At 70.6% G+C, this 17180-nt stretch carries 19 protein-coding genes; 10 read left to right on the top strand and 9 right to left on the bottom strand.

Going from position 1 to position 17180, the window contains the following annotated elements; genetic code table 11:
* A partial coding sequence (locus AB0G50_RS17925) for a hypothetical protein (protein WP_360109276.1) occupies positions 1–271 on the bottom strand: 271 nt, incomplete at its 3' end.
* Between the two features lie 127 nt (positions 272–398).
* On the bottom strand, positions 399–1559 hold the full coding sequence (gene glgA, locus AB0G50_RS17930) for a glycogen synthase (RefSeq protein WP_360109279.1): 1161 nt from the start codon (positions 1557–1559) through the stop codon (positions 399–401).
* A 104-nt stretch (positions 1560–1663) separates the two neighbouring features.
* On the opposite strand from glgA, the gene glgC reads away from it, so the two are divergent.
* The gene (gene glgC, locus AB0G50_RS17935; protein ID WP_360109282.1) at positions 1664–2878 is read left to right on the top strand and encodes a glucose-1-phosphate adenylyltransferase; all 1215 of its coding nucleotides are present in this window, start codon (positions 1664–1666) and stop codon (positions 2876–2878) included.
* A 15-nt stretch (positions 2879–2893) separates the two neighbouring features.
* Here glgC and AB0G50_RS17940 read toward each other — a convergent pair whose 3' ends face one another.
* Entirely contained in the window at positions 2894–3520 is a 627-nt protein-coding gene (locus AB0G50_RS17940) for an O-methyltransferase (RefSeq protein ID WP_360109284.1), read from the bottom strand.
* 221 nt (positions 3521–3741) lie between these two features.
* Here AB0G50_RS17940 and sigE point away from each other — a divergent pair, with 221 nt between their 5' ends.
* The 4 genes from sigE to tatB all read left to right on the top strand — a co-directional run bounded on the left by sigE (position 3742) and on the right by tatB (position 6982).
* Complete coding sequence (gene sigE / locus AB0G50_RS17945) at positions 3742–4320, top strand: RNA polymerase sigma factor SigE (RefSeq protein ID WP_360109287.1); 579 nt, start codon at positions 3742–3744, stop codon at positions 4318–4320.
* Positions 4317–4919, top strand: coding sequence for a zf-HC2 domain-containing protein (locus tag AB0G50_RS17950; protein WP_360109290.1), 603 nt, complete (start codon positions 4317–4319; stop codon positions 4917–4919). The genes sigE and AB0G50_RS17950 overlap by 4 nt, the downstream gene beginning before the upstream one ends.
* Positions 4920–4988: 69 nt before the next feature.
* Complete coding sequence (locus tag AB0G50_RS17955) at positions 4989–6503, top strand: trypsin-like peptidase domain-containing protein (RefSeq protein WP_360109293.1); 1515 nt, start codon at positions 4989–4991, stop codon at positions 6501–6503.
* A 59-nt stretch (positions 6504–6562) separates the two neighbouring features.
* Positions 6563–6982 carry a Sec-independent protein translocase protein TatB gene (gene tatB, locus AB0G50_RS17960; protein ID WP_360109296.1) on the top strand — a complete coding sequence of 140 codons (420 nt, stop codon included), beginning with the start codon at positions 6563–6565 and terminating at the stop codon, positions 6980–6982.
* 226 nt (positions 6983–7208) lie between these two features.
* Here the strand turns inward: tatB and AB0G50_RS17965 are convergent, their stop codons facing one another.
* Positions 7209–8351 carry a P-loop NTPase gene (locus tag AB0G50_RS17965; RefSeq protein WP_360109299.1) on the bottom strand — a complete coding sequence of 381 codons (1143 nt, stop codon included), beginning with the start codon at positions 8349–8351 and terminating at the stop codon, positions 7209–7211.
* Between the two features lie 162 nt (positions 8352–8513).
* Between AB0G50_RS17965 and AB0G50_RS17970 the strand changes: the two genes are divergently transcribed.
* Positions 8514–8963, top strand: a complete 450-nt coding sequence (locus tag AB0G50_RS17970) for a MarR family transcriptional regulator (RefSeq protein ID WP_360109302.1) — start codon at positions 8514–8516, stop codon at positions 8961–8963.
* 99 nt (positions 8964–9062) lie between these two features.
* On the opposite strand, the gene AB0G50_RS17975 is transcribed toward AB0G50_RS17970, so the two are convergent.
* Genes AB0G50_RS17975 through AB0G50_RS17990 form a run of 4 tightly spaced genes read right to left on the bottom strand, consistent with a single transcriptional unit; the run spans position 9063 to position 12002 of the window.
* Positions 9063–9572: a DUF1003 domain-containing protein gene (locus AB0G50_RS17975; protein WP_360109305.1), complete on the bottom strand. Its 510-nt coding sequence runs from the start codon at positions 9570–9572 to the stop codon at positions 9063–9065.
* Entirely contained in the window at positions 9565–10818 is a 1254-nt protein-coding gene (locus AB0G50_RS17980; protein WP_360109308.1) for a CBS domain-containing protein, read from the bottom strand. The genes AB0G50_RS17975 and AB0G50_RS17980 overlap by 8 nt, the downstream gene beginning before the upstream one ends.
* Before the next feature lie 9 nt (positions 10819–10827).
* A complete protein-coding gene (locus AB0G50_RS17985) occupies positions 10828–11670 on the bottom strand; it encodes an aminoglycoside phosphotransferase family protein (RefSeq protein ID WP_360109311.1) in 843 nt (280 codons plus the stop codon).
* On the bottom strand, positions 11667–12002 hold the full coding sequence (locus AB0G50_RS17990) for a hypothetical protein (RefSeq protein ID WP_360109314.1): 336 nt from the start codon (positions 12000–12002) through the stop codon (positions 11667–11669). The genes AB0G50_RS17985 and AB0G50_RS17990 overlap by 4 nt, the downstream gene beginning before the upstream one ends.
* Positions 12003–12117: 115 nt before the next feature.
* Between AB0G50_RS17990 and AB0G50_RS17995 the strand changes: the two genes are divergently transcribed.
* Complete coding sequence (locus AB0G50_RS17995) at positions 12118–13074, top strand: CoA ester lyase (RefSeq protein ID WP_360109317.1); 957 nt, start codon at positions 12118–12120, stop codon at positions 13072–13074.
* Between the two features lie 268 nt (positions 13075–13342).
* Here AB0G50_RS17995 and AB0G50_RS18000 read toward each other — a convergent pair whose 3' ends face one another.
* Positions 13343–13711: a DUF4190 domain-containing protein gene (locus AB0G50_RS18000; protein WP_360109319.1), complete on the bottom strand. Its 369-nt coding sequence runs from the start codon at positions 13709–13711 to the stop codon at positions 13343–13345.
* Positions 13712–13856: 145 nt separating this feature from the next.
* On the opposite strand from AB0G50_RS18000, the gene AB0G50_RS18005 reads away from it, so the two are divergent.
* The 3 genes from AB0G50_RS18005 to AB0G50_RS18015 all read left to right on the top strand — a co-directional run bounded on the left by AB0G50_RS18005 (position 13857) and on the right by AB0G50_RS18015 (position 17169).
* Complete coding sequence (locus AB0G50_RS18005) at positions 13857–15053, top strand: acyl-CoA dehydrogenase family protein (protein WP_360109322.1); 1197 nt, start codon at positions 13857–13859, stop codon at positions 15051–15053.
* Positions 15054–15211: 158 nt separating this feature from the next.
* Entirely contained in the window at positions 15212–15742 is a 531-nt protein-coding gene (locus AB0G50_RS18010; RefSeq protein WP_360109325.1) for a general stress protein, read from the top strand.
* A 173-nt stretch (positions 15743–15915) separates the two neighbouring features.
* Complete coding sequence (locus tag AB0G50_RS18015; protein ID WP_360109328.1) at positions 15916–17169, top strand: ABC transporter substrate-binding protein; 1254 nt, start codon at positions 15916–15918, stop codon at positions 17167–17169.
* Positions 17170–17180: the final 11 nt, after the last annotated feature.

Here is a 17180-nt window from a genome sequence, read left to right on the forward strand (position 1 = left end):
GCACCTGGACCGGGCCGCACCACAGCCGCGTGTCGACCTCGGTCTCCAGGTCGGTCCGGGCGAACCAGCAGGTCACCGGGTCCTTCGAGACCCGCGCGGCGTAGCCGAAGTCGAGCGTGTAGCCGACCTCGGCCTCCGCGCGGGTCTGCAACCCGGCGAGGTCGAGCACGGTCGCGCCGCCGATCGTCAGCCGCAGTGGCGCGGAGCCGACCGACGGCGCCGCGCCGCACCCGGTCAACGCGATCGCCAATGCGACAACAAGCCACCGCATGTGACCCCCAGTAGTTGTTTCCCACTGGGTTAAAGGGGCTGGACCCTCGAATGGGTTGCACTCTTCCGGGGGAGACGCACATCACACCATCATTTTGGGTGTGGTTCAGAAGTGTTCAGGGAACGGTTCAGAAATGTCGAGCCGCCGCCTCGTAGACCGCGACCGTCTGCTCCGCGACGGTCGCCCACGAGAAGTCCCGCACCGCGCGCTCCCGACCCGCCGCGCCGAACGCGCGCGCCTTCGCCGGATCCGCCAGCACCTCGTTCACCGCGTCCGCCAACCCGGCCCGGTAGGTCTCCACGTCCCGCTCGTCGTAGTGCACGAGCAACCCGGTGGTGCCGTGGTCCACGACCTCCGGGATGCCGCCGACGTCGGAGGCGACCACGGCCGTGCCGCAGGCCATCGCCTCCAGGTTCACGATGCCCAGCGGCTCGTACACCGACGGGCACACGAACACCGTGGCGCGACTGAGGATCTGCCGCACCTCGTCGGGCCGGAGCATCTGCCTGATCCAGAACACGCCGGGTCGCGCCGCGGCCAGCCCGGCCACCGCCGCCCGGGTCTCCTCGGCGATCTCGGGGGTGTCCGGCGCGCCCGCGCACAGCACGATCTGGGCCTCCGGCGCGATCCGGTGCGCGGCCGCCACCAGGTGCCCGACGCCCTTCTGCCGGGTGATCCGGCCGACGAACGCCACGATCGGCCTCGAGGGGTCCACACCGTGTGCGACCAGCGCGTCCGTCTCCTCGGCGGGGTGGTAGGCGGCCGTGTCGATGCCGTTGCGCACCACGTGCACGCGCGCCGGGTCGAGCGCCGGGTAGCACTCCAGCACGTCCGCGCGCATGCCCTCGCTGACCGCGATCACCGCGTCCGCGGCCTCGTACGCGGTCCGCTCCACCCAGGACGAGACCCGGTAGCCGCCGCCCAGCTGCTCGGCCTTCCACGGCCGGCGCGGCTCCAGCGAGTGCGCCGTCACCACGTGCGGCACGCCGTGCAGCAGCTTCGCCAGGTGGCCCGCCATGTTCGCGTACCAGGTGTGCGAGTGGACGAGGTCGACCCCCGCCGCGGCCGCCGCCATCTCCAGGTCGACCGAGAGCGTGGCCAGCGCGGCGTTCGCGGTCTCCAGCCCCGGCGCCGGGTTGTGCGACCGGGCGTCCGCGCGCGGCCCGCCGAACGCGTGCACGTCCACGTCGACCAGTTCGCGCAACCTCGGCACGAGGAAACCCACGTGCACCCCCGCTCCGCCGTAGACCTCCGGCGGGTACTCCCGTGTCAGCAGTCCGATTCGCACGCGCACCACCGTAACCCCGGGCACCGGGCCGCCCGGGTGAACAACGTGAGTCCGCGTTGCGTTGGCGTTGGTGGGCGCGGTCGTGCCCCGTTAGGGTCGTTGCTGTGAAGGGGCAACCGCATGTTCTAGGAATTGTCCTCGCCGGTGGCGAAGGCAAACGGTTGTGGCCGTTGACCGCCGACCGGGCCAAGCCCGCGGTGCCCTTCGGCGGGAACTACCGGCTCGTCGACTTCGTCTTGTCCAACCTGGTGAACGCAGGCTTCGTACGCCTGTGCGTCCTCACCCAGTACAAATCGCACTCGCTCGACCGGCACATCTCCACGACCTGGCGGCTGTCCAATGTGCTGGGTCAGTACGTGACGCCGGTGCCGGCGCAGCAGCGCCTCGGTCCCCGGTGGTACACGGGCAGCGCCGACGCGATCTTCCAGAGCCTCAACCTCGTCAACGACGAACGCCCGGAGCACGTGGTCGTCTTCGGCGCGGACCACGTGTACCGGATGGACCCCGGGCAGATGGTCGACCAGCACGTGACGAGCGGCGCGGGCGTGACGGTCGCGGGCATCCGCGTGCCGCGCGCCGAGGCCAAGGCGTTCGGCTGCATCGACTCCGACGAGTCCGGGTTGATCACCCGGTTCCTGGAGAAGCCCTCCGAGCCGCCGCACGTGCCCGGCGACCCCGAGGTCACCTTCGCCTCCATGGGCAACTACGTGTTCACCACAGAGGCGCTGCTGGACACGCTGCGCGCGGACGCGGCCAACCCGGACTCCGACCACGACATGGGCGGCGACATCATCCCCGCGCTGGTCGACCAGGGTCGGGCGCACGTCTACGACTTCGGCGACAACCGGGTGCCCGGCGAGACCGACCGCGACCGCGGCTACTGGCGCGACGTCGGCACCATCGACGCCTACTACGAGGCGCACATGGACCTGGTGTCCGTGCGGCCGGTGTTCAACCTCTACAACCAGGCGTGGCCGATCCGCACCGCCACCCCGCCCCTACCGCCGGCGAAGTTCATCGCGGGCGGCAGCGCGGAGGACTCGATGGTCGGTCCCGGCTCGATCATCTCCGGCACCGTGCACGGCTCGGTCGTGTCCTCGGACGTCGTGGTCGAGTCCGGCTCGGTGGTCCAGGGCAGCGTGCTGCTGCCGGGCGTCCGCGTCGGCCGGGGCGCGGTCGTGCGCCGCGCCATCCTGGACAAGAACGTCGTGGTGCCCGACGGCGCGCTGATCGGCGTCGACCACACCACCGACCGCACCCGCTACACGGTGTCCGCGGGCGGCGTCACGGTGCTGGGCAAGGGCGTCACCGCGCACTGAGGGGCGGTGGCGGCCTCAGGGGTTCTTGGCCGCCACCAGCAGCCCGTCGCCGAGCGGGAGGATCACCGGCGCCAACCGCTCGTCCTCCCGCACCGCCCGCGCCACCTCGCGCATGGCGGTGGTCTCCGGGTCCCGCCGCGCCTGGTCGACCACCCGGCCGTGCCACAGCACGTTGTCGAACGCGATCACGCCGCCGGGTCGCAGCAGCCGCACGCCCTCGGCCAGGTAGCGCGGGTACTCCGCCTTGGCGGCGTCCACGAACACCAGGTCGTACCCGCCGTCGGTCAGCCGCGGCAGCACGTCCAGCGCCTGGCCCATGATCAACCGGGTCCGGGACACCGCCACGCCGGCCTCGGCGAACGCCACCCGCGCGGCCCGCTGGTGGGCGGGCTCGATGTCGATCGAGGTCAGCACACCGCCCGCCGGCATGCCGCCGAGCAGGTACAGCGAGCCGACGCCCGCGCCGGTGCCCACCTCGACCACGGCCTTCGCCTGGAGCGCGGTCGCGAGGAACCGCAGCGCGGCGCCGCCGCCCGCCCCGATGGGCACGCAGCCCAGCTCAACGCCACGCGCCCTGGCGGCCTTCACCACGCCGTCCTCGGGCAGGTAGCGCTCCACGTAGTCGCGCAGAGCCCCGTCCACAAGCGGAAGGTTAACGCCGGACGGGGCGAATCGGGTGAAGCCGGCATGAAGGTGGGAACCCGGTGGTTTCTCAGCGTGCTCTCAGGCCACTCTCACGATGGTTATAAGCGTGACGGGCACGCTGGTGCCAGCGCAGGACCCCACGGGAACACGAAGCCATGCCGGCGACGTTGGACCGTGCAGCAGGGCAAGCCAGCCCACTGGAGGTGCTACACCGCCCCATGCCAACGCAGCCGATCGCCGCCGCACCCACCGCGCCCATCGAGAGCGCGGACTGGACGCCGCCCACCTGGGACGAGGTCGTGCGCGAGCACGCCGACCGCGTCTACCGACTGGCCTACCGCCTGACGGGCAACCAGCACGACGCCGAGGACCTCACCCAGGAGACGTTCATCCGGGTGTTCCGCAGCCTCGCGTCCTACAAGCCGGGCACGTTCGAGGGCTGGCTGCACCGCATCACCACGAACCTGTTCCTGGACATGGCGCGCCGCCGTTCGCGACTGCGGATGGAGGGCCTGCCCGAGGACACGGACCGGCTCGCCGGCGACGACCCATCACCCGAACAGGTGTACTCGGAAACCCATCTGGACCCCGATCTCCAGGCCGCCCTGGACGAACTGCCGCCCGAGTTCCGCGCGGCCGTCGTGCTCTGCGACGTGGAGGGCCTCTCCTACGAGGAGATCGGCGCCACCCTCGGGGTGAAACTGGGTACCGTGAGAAGCAGGATCCACCGGGGCCGCCAGGCCCTGAGGGTCGCACTGGAACGCCGTCGGGGTCTGGTTCGGGAGGACTCTGCATGACCGACCTGCGAGGTTGGGGACTGTCCGAGCAGCACCTGCTGCCCGACGCCGTCGTCGCCTTCGTCGACGGCGAGCTGACCGCGTCCGCGCACGGCCGTGCCTCGGCGCACCTGCAACGGTGCCCGTTCTGCGCGGCCGAGGCGTACTCGCAGCAGCAGGCGCGGTCCGCCGTCCGCGCCGCGGACACCCCCTCCGCGTCCGCCGGCCTGCTGGCCAGGCTGGGCGCGATCCCGCAGGAAGTCGAACTGCCCAGCGCGCCGGACGGCCTCGCGGTGACCGCGGACGGCCAGTTCGTGACCGTGCAGCGGCCCGACCGCGCGTTCGGCGCCGGTCCGGCCTTCGGCGAGAGCCGCCCGTTCGGCACCGGCGGCAGCCGCTTCGGCTTCGGCTCCAGGCGCGCCCGCCAGGGCGCCGGAGTCGTGGTCTCCGGGTTGATGCTGGGCGCGCTGGCGCTCGTGGTGCCCGGCAGCGAGGAGCCGGCGCCGTCACCCGCGCAGGGCACCGCCCGCGAACCCGTGCCGGCGACCGCGACGTCGCTGGTGGACGACCCGGGCATGGGCACGCTCCGGCCGGTGTCGGACAACCGCTTGGGCCGCTGACGGCGACTTCACCGCCCACCGGGCACGATTGGCCCCGCAACCGTGTGGCAGGACGACGTTCGGGGAGCGATGAGCGAGCCAGACCAGGGCAACGGGACCCCGCGTTCCGGCGTTGACGACGGGGCGCACCGCAGGCTCTCACCCCGCCCGCTGAACCGGCCCGCCGTGGACCCCGGCCAGGCGTACGTCTTCGGCCGCCCGGACGGCGTGCCCGGCGCGTTCTCCGCCGACCGCCCGACGCTCAACGGCGCGGTCCAGTACTCGCCGCCCCCGCCCGAGGCGCTGAGCAGCGCGTTCGGCCGGGTCGACGCGGAAACCCGCCTCCAGCGCCCGCCGCTGGACACCGCCGGCGAACCCGAGGTCGAGCCCGTCTTCTGGGAGGGCAAACCCGCGGGCGACGCGTGGCGCGACCCGGGCGCGAGCGCGGTGATCGGCCCGCCCGCCGTGACCGAGGAGCCCGGGGAGAAGTCGGAACCGCCCGCCGAGCGCGGTCCGCAGCTGAGCGTCCCGGAACTCCTCTTCGGCCGCCGCGTCAAGCCGCTGGGCCTGACCCTGCTGCTCGTGGTCGCCTTGGCCGTGGGTGGCGTGGGAGGCCTGGTCGGCTGGTTCCTCGGCCGTTCGGGCAACGACCTCACCGACGGCGGCGTCACGCTGGCCGAGGTGCAGCCGGGCAAGGAGCGCCCGGTCGGCTCGGTCGCGGACATCGCGAAGCGGGTGACGCCGAGCGTCGTGTCCATCGAGTTCAAGGGCGCGAACGTCGCGGGCGTGGGTTCCGGCGTGGTGATCGACGGCGCCGGCTACGTGCTGACCAACGACCACGTCGTCGCGCCCGCCGTGCAGGACTCGTCGGCCAAGCTGACCGTCGTGTTCACCGACGGCAAGCGCGCCGTGGCCCAGGTCGTGGGCCGCGACTCGAAAACCGACCTGGCGGTGGTCAAGGTCCAGGTGGACAACCCGACCGTGATCCAGTTCGGCAACTCCGACGACCTCGCCGTCGGCGACGCGGTCCTCGCGATCGGCTCGCCCCTGTCGTTGTCGAACACGGTCACCGAGGGCATCGTCTCCGCCCTGCACCGCCCTGTGACGGCGGCCGGCGAGAACGGCGGCCCGCAGGTGACCTACGACGCGATCCAGACCGACGCGGCCATCAACCCGGGCAACTCGGGCGGCGCGCTGGTCGACTCGTCCGGCGCCCTGGTGGGCATCAACTCGTCCATCAGGACCGAAACGGGCGGCTCGGTGGGCCTGGGCTTCGCGATCTCCGGCAACGCCGCCCGCAAGATCTCGCAGGCCCTGATCCAGAAGGGCGAGGTCAAGCACTCGGACATGAACATCAACGTCCGCTCGGCCTCCGCCGAAACCGCCGAGGGCGCCCAGGTCCAGAACGTCCCCGACGGAGGCGCCGCGGCCGCCGCGGGCATCCTGGAGGGCGACGTGATCACGCGCGTCGGCGACCGCATGGTCCGCAACGCCGCAGAACTGACCGTGGCCGTCCGAGACCACGAGATCGGCGAAACCGTGCCGGTCGTCCTGGCGAGGCAGGGCAGGGAACTCACCGTGCAGGTGACCCTCCGCTCCGACTAGCCGGACCCGGCTACGCTGACGAAGAAGGCCGCTTCGACGCACGAGAGGGTGACACGAGGGTGTTCGACAGCGTCGGGTGGGTGGAAATCCTCATCATCATCGTTGCGGGCCTGTTCATCCTGGGCCCGGAACGCCTACCGTCCGCAGCGGCCTGGGTAGGCCGCACCATACGCCAGGTCCGCGAGTACGCCACAGGCGCACGCGACCAGCTGAAGAACGAGATGGGCGCAGACTTCGAGTCCATCCGCAAACCACTGGAAGACCTGCGCGAACTGCGCAACTTCGACCCGAAGCGCGCCATCACGAAACACCTGTGGGACGACGTGGACGCCAAACGCCCACCGGACAAGTCCAACGGCCACCCCGCCGCCTACAACCCCCAGGCCCCACCCCCCAGCCCGCAAGGCGCACGGGAACGGGAACGCGAACGCCCTCTGGACCAAGGCGAACGCCCCCCATACGACCCCGACGCAACTTAAGCGCCGCAGGCGCGCACGCCTAAAGCTGGGGCCTCGTGTTCTCCCCGTATGGCCTGGGCGCAGCCCAACCGCATGTGTCAAGGGGGCGCATTAAGCGCTACCGCCGCCCAAACTCACAAACTGCCCCCTTGACGCATGTGGTTGCCTCTGGCAGGCCATACGGGGAGAACACGACGCCCTTCCTCCCCGGAGGCGCTGCCCGTCCGGCGAGGACGCTTTTACGCTTTTATCGCCCAGCGGGACTGACGTTCAACAACCGCCCGGCAAGCCCCCGAGACCGAACCGACAACTTCCCGGCAACCTCGACCAACACCCGAGCAGCCACCGACTCGGGCGCCGCAAGCACGATCGGCGTCCCGGCATCCCCCTGCTCCCGCAACCGAGGATCCAACGGCACCTGCCCCAACAACGGAACCTCAGCCCCGACAGCAGTAGTAAGGGACTCAGCCACAGCCCGCCCCCCACCAGACCCGAACACATCCATCCGGGTCCCATCCGGCAACTCCAAATAGGACATGTTCTCGATCACCCCGGCAACCCGCTGCCGAGTCTGCAACGCAATAGACCCAGCCCGCTCGGCCACCTCGGCCGCAGCCTGCTGAGGCGTCGTCACCACCAGGATCTCCGCATTGGGCACCAACTGGGCCACCGAAATGGCCACATCCCCGGTCCCCGGCGGCAAGTCCATCAACAAGACGTCGAGATCACCCCAGAACACATCAGCCAGGAACTGCTGAAGCGCCCGGTGCAACATCGGCCCGCGCCACACCACCGGCGTGTTCCCGGAGGTGAACATCCCGATGGAAATCAACTTCACGCCGTGCGCCTGCGGCGGCATGATCATCTTCTCGACCTGGGTCGGCCGATCGGCCGTGCCCAGCATCCGCGGAATCGAATGCCCGTAGATGTCCGCGTCGACGACACCGACCGACAACCCCCGGGCCGCCATCGCCACGGCCAGGTTCACCGTGACCGAGGACTTCCCGACTCCACCCTTCCCGGAAGCCACGCAGTAAACCCGGGTCAACGAGCCGGGCTGGGCGAACGGGATGACCGGCTCCTCGACCCCGCCGCGCAACGACTTGCGCAGTTCGGTCCGCTGCGCGTCCGACATCACGTCCAACTCGACCCGCACGGACGTCACCCCGGACAGCACGGACACCGCGGCCGTCACGTCCGTCACGATCTTGTCCCGCAACGGGCACGCCGCGACCGTCAGGTACACACCGACGTCGACCGCGCCGTCCGCGCCCACCACGACGTCCTTCACCATGCCCAACTCGGTGATGGGACGCTTGATTTCGGGGTCCTGCACGCCGGCCAACGCCTTGCGCACGTCATCGGCCGAGGGAAGAACGAGCTGCGTCACGGGATCGCCTTACATCGACGGGGGTAGGGCTCCACACCATGCTACGGCGGTGGTCTCCACCCCCAAGCTACCGGCTGGTCACCTGGAATTCGGGGGCAGCGCGAAGCCGTCCGCGTGCTTTCCGTAACATCGCGATCCGTGCCGGAAACCGGAAGTGCCCGGTTGCCCACCCGATCCGAGCTGGGGGTGTGGCGATCCTTCCTCCGGGCGCATGCACGGCTCACTCGGATCCTGGAAGCCGAGCTGATCGCCGAGCAACGCCTGTCGCTCGCGGCCTACGACGTCCTGGTGCAACTCGCCGAGGCGCCGCACCACCGCCTGCGGATGACCGAACTCGCGGACGCCGTCCTGCTGTCCAGGTCGGGCGTCACCAGACTGGTCGACCGACTGGAACGGGCCGGCCTCGTGCTGCGCGAACGAGCCGACGGCGACGGCCGCGGCGTGGTCGCCGTCCTCACGCAGCAGGGGGTGGACCGACTGCGCGTCGCCAGCGGCACCCACCTGACCGGCGTGGCCCGCCACTTCGGCGAGGTGTTCGACACCGCGGAACTGGAGGCCTTCGGCAGGTCCTGCGAAAAGCTGGCGGACCCGCACCCCCCACCCGACGCCTGACCGCCGAACAGCCCGCACCCGCACACCGCCGCCCCACCACACCGCCGCCACCCACCACAACGGCGTCATCCACCACACCGTCACCCACGACACCCCGCACTACGACGGCACGTCGTCCCACCGCGGATCGTCCTTCAACGCCCGCCGCTTGGTCTTGCGCAGCACCCGGTCCAACTCGCTGCGCAGGAAGTCCCGCGTGACCACCTCGTTCACCGCGATCCGCAACGCCGCCAACTCCCGCGCCAGGTACTCGGTGTCGGCCTTGGTCTGCGCGGCCCGGGTGCGGTCCTCCTCCAGCGACACCCGGTCCCGGTCGTCCTGCCGGTTCTGCGCGAGCAGGATCAGCGGCGCGGCGTACGCGGCCTGGGTGGAGAACGCCAGGTTGAGCAGGATGAACGGGTACGGGTCCCATTGCAGGCTCACCGCGACCAGGTTCATCGTGATCCACACGATCACGATGAGCGTCTGCCAGAACAGGAACTTGCCGGTGCCGAGGAACCGGGCGAGCCGCTCGGAGAACCGGCCGAACGCCTCCGGGTCGAGCGAGAGCCGGAACCTGCCGGGCTCGCGCGGCTGGTCGAGCCGACGGCGTGGCAGCAGCTCAGGCATGGGTCAACCCCGTTTCCCGCCAGTTGTCCGGCAGCAGGTGGTCCAGGACGTCATCCACGGTCACCGCGCCGAGCAGGTGCTCGGTCTCGTCCAGCACGGGTCCGCACACCAGGTTGTACGCCGCGAAGTACCGGGTGACCTCGGACAGCGAGGCGTTGGGCGACAGGGTCGCCATGTTCGTGTCCAGCACGCCCGCGACCAGGTCGGACGGCGGTTCGCGGAGCAGGCGCTGGATGTGCACGCAGCCCAGGTAGCGGCCGGTGGGGGTGGCCGTCGGCGGCCGGCACACGAACACCATGCTGGCCAGCGCGACCGCGAGGTCCGGGTTGCGCACGTGGGCCAGCGCCTCGGCGACCGTCGCGTCCGGCGCGAGCACCACCGGCTCGGGCGTCATCAGGCCGCCCGCGGTGTCGAAGCTGTACTCCAGCAACCGCTTGACCGGCTCGGACTCCTCCGGCTCCATCAGCTCCAACAGCCGGTCCTTCTCGCCCTCGGGCAGTTCGGCGAGCAGGTCGGCGGCGTCGTCGGGGTTCATCGCCTCCAGCACGTCCGCCGCGCGCTCGTCGTCCAGGTGCGCGAGGAGGTCCTTCTGGTCCTCCTCGGACATCTCCTCGATCACGTCGGCGAGCCGCTCGTCGTCCAGCGCCTCCGCCACCTCGTAGCGGCGCTTGGTCGGCAGGGTGTGCAGCGCGAGCGCCACGTCCGCCGCGCGCATCGCCTCGAAGATCGCCACCAGGTGCTGCGCGCCCTGCGGCTGCCCGGCGAGCTCCGTCACCGACAGGCCGGACAGCTCCTCCCACTGGAGCACCTGCACCGGTCCGCGCCTGCCGAGCCGCCCGGTCCGCTCGCGCACGGCGACCCTGGTCATCCGCCAATCGCGGGTCCTGGTCGGCTCCATCGCGGCGTCCACCAGCACGGCGGTCGCGCCCGAGTCCATCCGCACCCGCGCGTCGAGCAGTTCGCCCACCACCAGCACCTCGTTGGTGCGCTGGTGGAACGCCCGCAGGCTGACGGTCCCGGTGGCGAGGCCGACCGCGTTGGGCTCGATGGTGGCGACCCGCAGCATCGGCACGAAGATCCGCCGCCTGGTCGCGAGTTCGAGCACCAGGCCGAGCACCCGCGGCGGCTGCCGGTCCACCCGCAGCCCGATGACCAGGTCGCGGACCTTCCCGATGGATTCGCCGTCCGGCCCGAACACGGGCAGTCCGGCGAGCTTGGCGGCGAAGACCCGGTTCACTGACGACACGTGATCAGGCTAGTCGCGCGGTCGCAGCGCCCGCGCGATGGCGGCGCACCGGGCCGCGAACGGTTCTTCACCGTGCTCGAGCGCCCACGTGTGGTTGACGACCGCGCGGTGGAACGCCCAGCCGCGCGCCCGGTCCGGGTCGAGCCCGGCGGTGTCCACCACGGCGGCGAGCCGCTCGCGCAGCGCGAGGGGGCCGTCGTACTCGTCGAACCGGTTCCACAGCAGCGGGACCACGCCGTACTCCGGGTCGCCGGACAGCGGTTTCGGGTCGATCACCAGCCACGGCTCGCGCCCGCCCCGCAGCACGTTGCCGTAGTGCAGGTCCTCGTTGACGAGCGTGTCGCCGGCTGCGGCGGCCAGCGCGGCGCCGAGTTCGTGCGCGTGGGCGACCAGGTCGGCGGGCAGCACGGGATCGGGTCGCGGCGTGGGCGCGTACCGGCGGAACCCCGTGCCGGGCACCCGCAGTCGGCCCATCAGGCCGCCGATCACCGCCACCGCCGCGTCGATCGGCTCGTCCTCCAGGCTCCGCGCCGGGTCGAGCCGTTCCAGCAGCAGCGCGCCGTGCTCGTCGTCGTGGTCGTACAGCCGCACCGCGCCGTCGCCGTCCCACGCCCGCAGCGCCCGGGGCTCGTCGCGCGTCTCCTCGTCCAGGAACGTCAGCTTCAGCACCGCCGGCATCCCGTCGGCCGCCCGCACCGGCAGCACGAGCGCGACGAAGCCGTGCAGCACGTCGCCGTCGGGCGTGAGGTTCCAGCGGGCGCAGAACCGGGCGGCCAACGCGGGCAGCGTCGCGCGCCAGGCCAGTGCCTCCGGCCCGAGGGACACCGCGAAGTCGGCCGGAACGGTGATCACGCGAACTCCCAGCGGTAGACCGACTCCCACACCGGGGTGGTGTTGAGCCGGGCCGCGCGCAGGGCGTGCGCGGTGTCCTCGTCGGGGGAGTGCAGACGGGCCGTCGCGGTCACCTCGACCAGCCGCGAGTGGGTGGTGGGGGAGCGGACCGTGATCGCGCACGCGACTCCGTCGACCAGACCCGGAACCCGCTGCTCGGTGCCGCCGACGGCCACCAGCAGCGCGCCGTCCCGCCACAGCGCCCACACCAGCCGCGCCTCGTGACCCTCCGGTCGCACCCACACCGCCGCGGCCTTGCGCAGCGCGTTGTCCAGCACCTGTGCGATCTCCACCGGTTCAGCGTGCCACGGCCTGTGAGCCGTGACTCACGCCGATGGCGGGCGTCCGCGGTGCGTGCCAGGCTTCGGGACGAGAGTTGTTACCGGCCGGTACGAGGAGGTACCCCCAGTGGTCGACCAGCAGCGTCCCCGTCGCTCGTGCCTGGCTGTGCCCGGTTCGAGCCAGAAGATGATCGACAAGGCCCGCACGCTGCCCGCCGACCAGGTCTTCCTCGACCTGGAGGACGCGTGCGCGCCGCTGGCCAAGCCGGACGCGCGCAAGACCATCGTGGCCTCGCTCAACGAGGGCGGCTGGGGTTCGCGGGCGCGGGTCGTGCGGGTCAACGACTGGACGACGGAGTGGACCTACCGCGACGTGACCGAGGTCGTGGAGGGCGCCGGCGCGAACCTGGACTGCGTGATGCTGCCCAAGGTGCAGACCGCGGAGCAGGTGCACGCGCTCGACCTGCTGCTCACCCAGATCGAGAAGACCATGGGCTACGAGGTCGGGCGGATCGGCATCGAGGCGCAGATCGAGAACGCGCTGGGCCTGATCAACGTGAACGCGATCGCCACCGCGTCGCCCCGGGTGGAGACGATCATCTTCGGCCCGGCCGACTTCATGGCGTCGATCAACATGAAGTCGCTGGTCGTCGGCGAGCAACCGCCCGGCTACGACGTGGGCGACGCCTACCACTACATCCTCATGCAGATCCTGATGGCCGCCCGCGCACACGACAAGCAGGCGATCGACGGCCCGTACCTGCAAATCCGCGACGTCGACGGCTTCAAGCGCGTCGCCGGCCGGTCCGCGGCGCTCGGCTTCGACGGCAAGTGGGTCCTGCACCCCGGCCAGATCGACGCGGCGAACGAGGTGTTCAGCCCGAAGCAGGAGGACTACGACCACGCCGAGAACATCCTGGACGCCTACGACCACTACACGTCCGAGGCGGGCGGCAGGCGCGGCGCGGTGATGCTGGGCGACGAGATGATCGACGAGGCGTCCCGCAAGATGGCCCTGGTGATCTCCTCCAAGGGCCGCGCGGCGGGGTTGAGCCGAACCGACGTGTGGACGCCCGAGGGGTGACGTGGTGTGCCGGTGGGGTCACCACGAGGTGACCCCACCGGTGAGCATTCCCACAAGTCGGGGCCGGGATTGGCGATCACGCGGGTCCACCTGTGCATGGTGGTCCGCATGTCACCTACCCGTGCCGGGAGGTCCGCGAGACGGTTCTTCGTCCGCCGCCGACCCGCCGACGACCTGTTGGAGCGCAGTTTCCGCAGGTGCCCCGGCTGCTGCGCCGATGTGCACGTGTTCGCCGACGTGTGCCGGCACTGCGGTGGCGAACTGGCCGTTACGTCGTGGGGATGACGGTCGGGAAGTTCGTCAGGTCGGTCGGGAAGTTCGTCGGGAAGTCGGTCGGGAAGTCCGTCGGCAGCTGGTCGACGGTCTTGACGACGTAGGCCAGCGCCGCGATCCACAGGATCACCGCGATGATGCCGATGGCCGTGAACACGATGCTGAGGATCATGCCGGCGGTCGCCAGGCCCATGCCGTCCTCGCCGGTGCGGCGGATCTGGTTGCGGGCCATGATGCCGAGCACGATGCCGACCGGCGCGAAGACGAACGCCAGGATCAGCGACGCGATCGCGAGGCCGTTGGTGCCCCTCGGAGGCATGGGCGGCGGGTAGTAGCCGGGCGGCGGCGGGTATTGCTGGGACATGTTCTCCCCCTGCGTGGGTGCTCGGGAGGCGGAGAATAACCGCTGGTTCGGTTCAGCGCGTGGTGATGAGCACTTCCGTGCCGCGAACGTGTGCGAACCGGTTCATACTCGCCGGTAACCTCATGCCGACGTAAGGGGAAGTGCGATGGCGCGCCTGGCCCGGACCGCAGGACTCACCGACGTGCAGGAGGAGATCCTGTCGACCGTGCGCACCTTCGTCGACAAGGAGATCATCCCCCACGCGCAAACCCTCGAACACGGTGACACCTACCCGGCGGACATCGTGGAGGGCATGAAGGAAATGGGCCTTTTCGGGCTCACCGTCCCGGAGGAGTTCGGCGGGCTCGGCGAGTCGCTGCTGACCTACGCGCTCGTGGTCGAGCAGATCGCGCGCGGCTGGATGTCGGTGTCCGGCGTGATCAACACCCACTTCATCGTCGCGCACATGCTCAAGCAGCACGGCACGCCCGAGCAGAAGGCGTCCTACCTGCCCCGGATGGCCACCGGCGAGGTGCGCGGCTCGTTCTCGATGTCCGAACCGGAACTGGGCTCCGACGTGGCGGCGATCCGGACCCGCGCGGTCGTGGACGGGTCGGATTACGTCGTCAACGGCCAGAAGATGTGGCTGACCAACGGCGGCACGTCCAACCTGACCGCCGTGCTGGTGCGCACCGACGAGGGCGCCGAGAAGCCGCACCGGAACCTGACGACGCTGCTGGTCGAGAAGCCGACCGGCTACGGCGAGGTGCTGCCCGGCCTGACCGTGCCCGGCAAGATCGACAAGATGGGCTACAAGGGCGTCGACACCACCGAGATGGTGTTCGACGGCTTCCGGATCCCGACCGCGCAGGTCCTCGGCGGCACGCCCGGCCAGGGCTTCCGGCACATGATGGACGGCGTCGAGGTCGGCCGGGTCAACGTGGCGGCGCGCGCGTGCGGCATCGCGCTGCGGTCGTTCGAACTCGCCATCGAGTACGCGCAGCAGCGCCGGACGTTCGGCAAGGCGATCGCCGAGCACCAGGCCATCGCGTTCAAGCTCGCCGAGATGGCCACCAAGGTCGAGGCGGCGCACCTGATGATGGTCAACGCGGCCCGGCTGAAGGACTCCGGCGAGCGCAACGACGTCGAGGCCGGCATGGCCAAGCTGATCGCCTCGGAGTACTGCGCCGAGGTCACCCAGGAGGCGTTCCGCATCCACGGCGGCTACGGCTACTCCAAGGAGTACGAGATCGAGCGGCTGATGCGCGAGGCGCCGTTCCTGCTCATCGGCGAGGGCACCAGCGAGATCCAGAAGACGATCATCTCCCGCGGCCTGCTGCGCGACTACCGCTCCCGCTCGTAGTCCACCGTCCGTCACCGTTCCCACCCCACCGGCCACGACCTCACCCGGGGCACCCCGGGTCACGGTCGGGTCCACTTCCGCGCGGCCGTTTCGCGTCGTTCGACCGGTGTTGGCAGGATGGGGTGATCTACTGCGCGCCAAGAGGTGGGTGGTCTGCCTTGACTAGTTCCTTCTCCTCCGGCCAGAACCGGGCCGGCGTGCCGCCCCGGTTGCCGACGCCGCCCACCGGGTGGCCCATCGGGTCCTACGGGACCTACGAGGAGGCCCAGCGTGCCGTCGACTTCCTCGCCGACGGGGACTTCCCCGTCCAGGAGGTGACCATCGTCGGCGTCGACCTGATGCTCGTCGAACGGGTCACCGGACGCCTGACCTGGGGTCGGGTCCTCGGCACGGGCGCCGCGTCGGGCGCCTGGTTCGGCCTGTTCGTCGGGGTCCTGCTGTCCCTGTTCAACTCCACGCCGGGCGCCTCGTTCGGGCCGATCCTGGTCGGCCTGGTCACCGGTGTCGCGTTCGGGCTCATCTTCGCGGCCGTCGGCTACGGGTCCACCCGGGGCAAGCGCGACTTCCAGTCGGCCTCGCAGTTGGTCGCCGGCCGCTACGACGTGCTGTGCCAGCCCCGATCCGCCGAACGGGGGCGCGATCTGCTGGCCAAACTCGCCATGCGTCCCTCGGACGTGAAGAAGGACTGACGTTTGGGTTCCGTGATCACCGGGTAAAGCGCGACGGCAGGCCCGAGTGGTTGCGGCACCTGATCACCGGGCCTACGTTCGTTCCACCGGGTGACCCAGGTCACCCGGTGGGCACGACGAGGTGCCGGGCATTGCGGCTTGGCTCCTCCGTTGTCGGGAAGGAGGCAGAGCCGATGAGGGGTGCGACCGCACGTCGTCGGTTGGTCGCCACCGGATGTGCCGCGGTGCTCGCGGTGTCCGGTGTGGCCGGTTGCGGCTCGGACGGTGGACAAACCGTCGTCAACGTCTACAAATACCCGCAGGAGAACTTCCAGAAGATCGTCGACAAGTGCAACGAGCGGGGCAAGGACTACACGATCGTCTACCACAAGCTGCCCCGTGAAGCGGACGGGCAGCGGGAGCAGATGGTCCGCCGCCTCGCCGCCGGGGACACCGGGATGGACGTCCTCGCGCTCGACGTGACCTGGACGGCCGAACTGGCCAAGGCGGGGTGGATCAAGGAGTTCACCGGGGCCGACAAGGCCGCGGTGGAGAGCGGCACGCTGGAGACCCCGCTGGACACGGCCCGCTACGAGGGCCGCCTCTACGGCGCTCCGGACAACACCAACGTCCAGTTGCTCTGGTACCGCAGCGACCTCGTGCCCACGCCGCCGAAGACGTGGGACGAGATGATCGAGATGGCCTCGAAGCTCAAGTCCGAGGGCAAGCCGGGGCTGATCGAGGCGCAGGGCAAGCAGTACGAGGGCCTGGTCGTGCTGTTCAACACGCTCGTCAACTCCGCCGGCGGGCAGATCCTGGACGAGAACGGCACCAAGGCCGTCGTGGACGACAAGGCCGTGAAGGCCCTGGAGGTCCTCAAGAAGTTCGCCACCTCGGACGTGGTGGACCCGTCGTTCTCCAACGCCGCCGAGGACGACGCCCGGCTGAACATGGAGGCGGGCAAGGCCGCGTTCATGCTGAACTGGCCGTACGTCTACGCCGCCGCCCAGAAGAAGCCCGAGTTCGCGGCGAACTTCAAGTGGGCGCCCTACCCGTCGATCGACGGCGGCGACGCCAAGGTCACCGTGGGTGGCATCAACTACGCGGTCAGCGCCTACACCGAGCACTCGGCGCAGTCGTTCGACGCCGTCTCGTGCCTGCGCGGCGCGGAGAGCCAGAAGTTCGCGGCCATCAACGACGGCGTGCCGCCGACCATCGAGTCGGTCTACGACGACCCCGAGATGGCCAAGCCGTACCCGATGAAGGAAGCCATCCTCGACACGCTGAAGACCGCGAGCAGCCGCCCGCGCACCCCGGCGTACCAGAACGTCTCGACGGTCATCTCCACGATCCTGTCGCCGCCCGCGAGCATCGACCCGAAGCCCACGGCCGACCGGTTGCGCTCCGAGTTGCAGGACGCGCTCGACTCGAAGGGGGTCCTGCCGTGAGCCACGCCCTC

The organism is Actinosynnema sp. NPDC020468, from assembly GCF_040642015.1.
Classification (GTDB): Bacteria; Actinomycetota; Actinomycetes; order Mycobacteriales; family Pseudonocardiaceae; genus Actinosynnema.

Excerpts from the sequence above, each read along its gene's own strand:
- AB0G50_RS17950 (WP_360109290.1), top strand. The coding sequence starts at position 4,317 with ATGACCGACCTGCGAGGTTGGGGACTGTCCGAGCAGCACCTGCTGCCC.
- AB0G50_RS18005 (WP_360109322.1), top strand. The coding sequence starts at position 13,857 with ATGGCGCGCCTGGCCCGGACCGCAGGACTCACCGACGTGCAGGAGGAG.
- AB0G50_RS18015 (WP_360109328.1), top strand. The coding sequence starts at position 15,916 with ATGAGGGGTGCGACCGCACGTCGTCGGTTGGTCGCCACCGGATGTGCC.
- AB0G50_RS17955 (WP_360109293.1), top strand. The coding sequence starts at position 4,989 with ATGAGCGAGCCAGACCAGGGCAACGGGACCCCGCGTTCCGGCGTTGAC.
- AB0G50_RS18000 (WP_360109319.1), bottom strand. The coding sequence starts at position 13,711 with ATGTCCCAGCAATACCCGCCGCCGCCCGGCTACTACCCGCCGCCCATG.
- sigE (WP_360109287.1), top strand. The coding sequence starts at position 3,742 with ATGCCAACGCAGCCGATCGCCGCCGCACCCACCGCGCCCATCGAGAGC.
- AB0G50_RS17975 (WP_360109305.1), bottom strand. The coding sequence starts at position 9,572 with ATGCCTGAGCTGCTGCCACGCCGTCGGCTCGACCAGCCGCGCGAGCCC.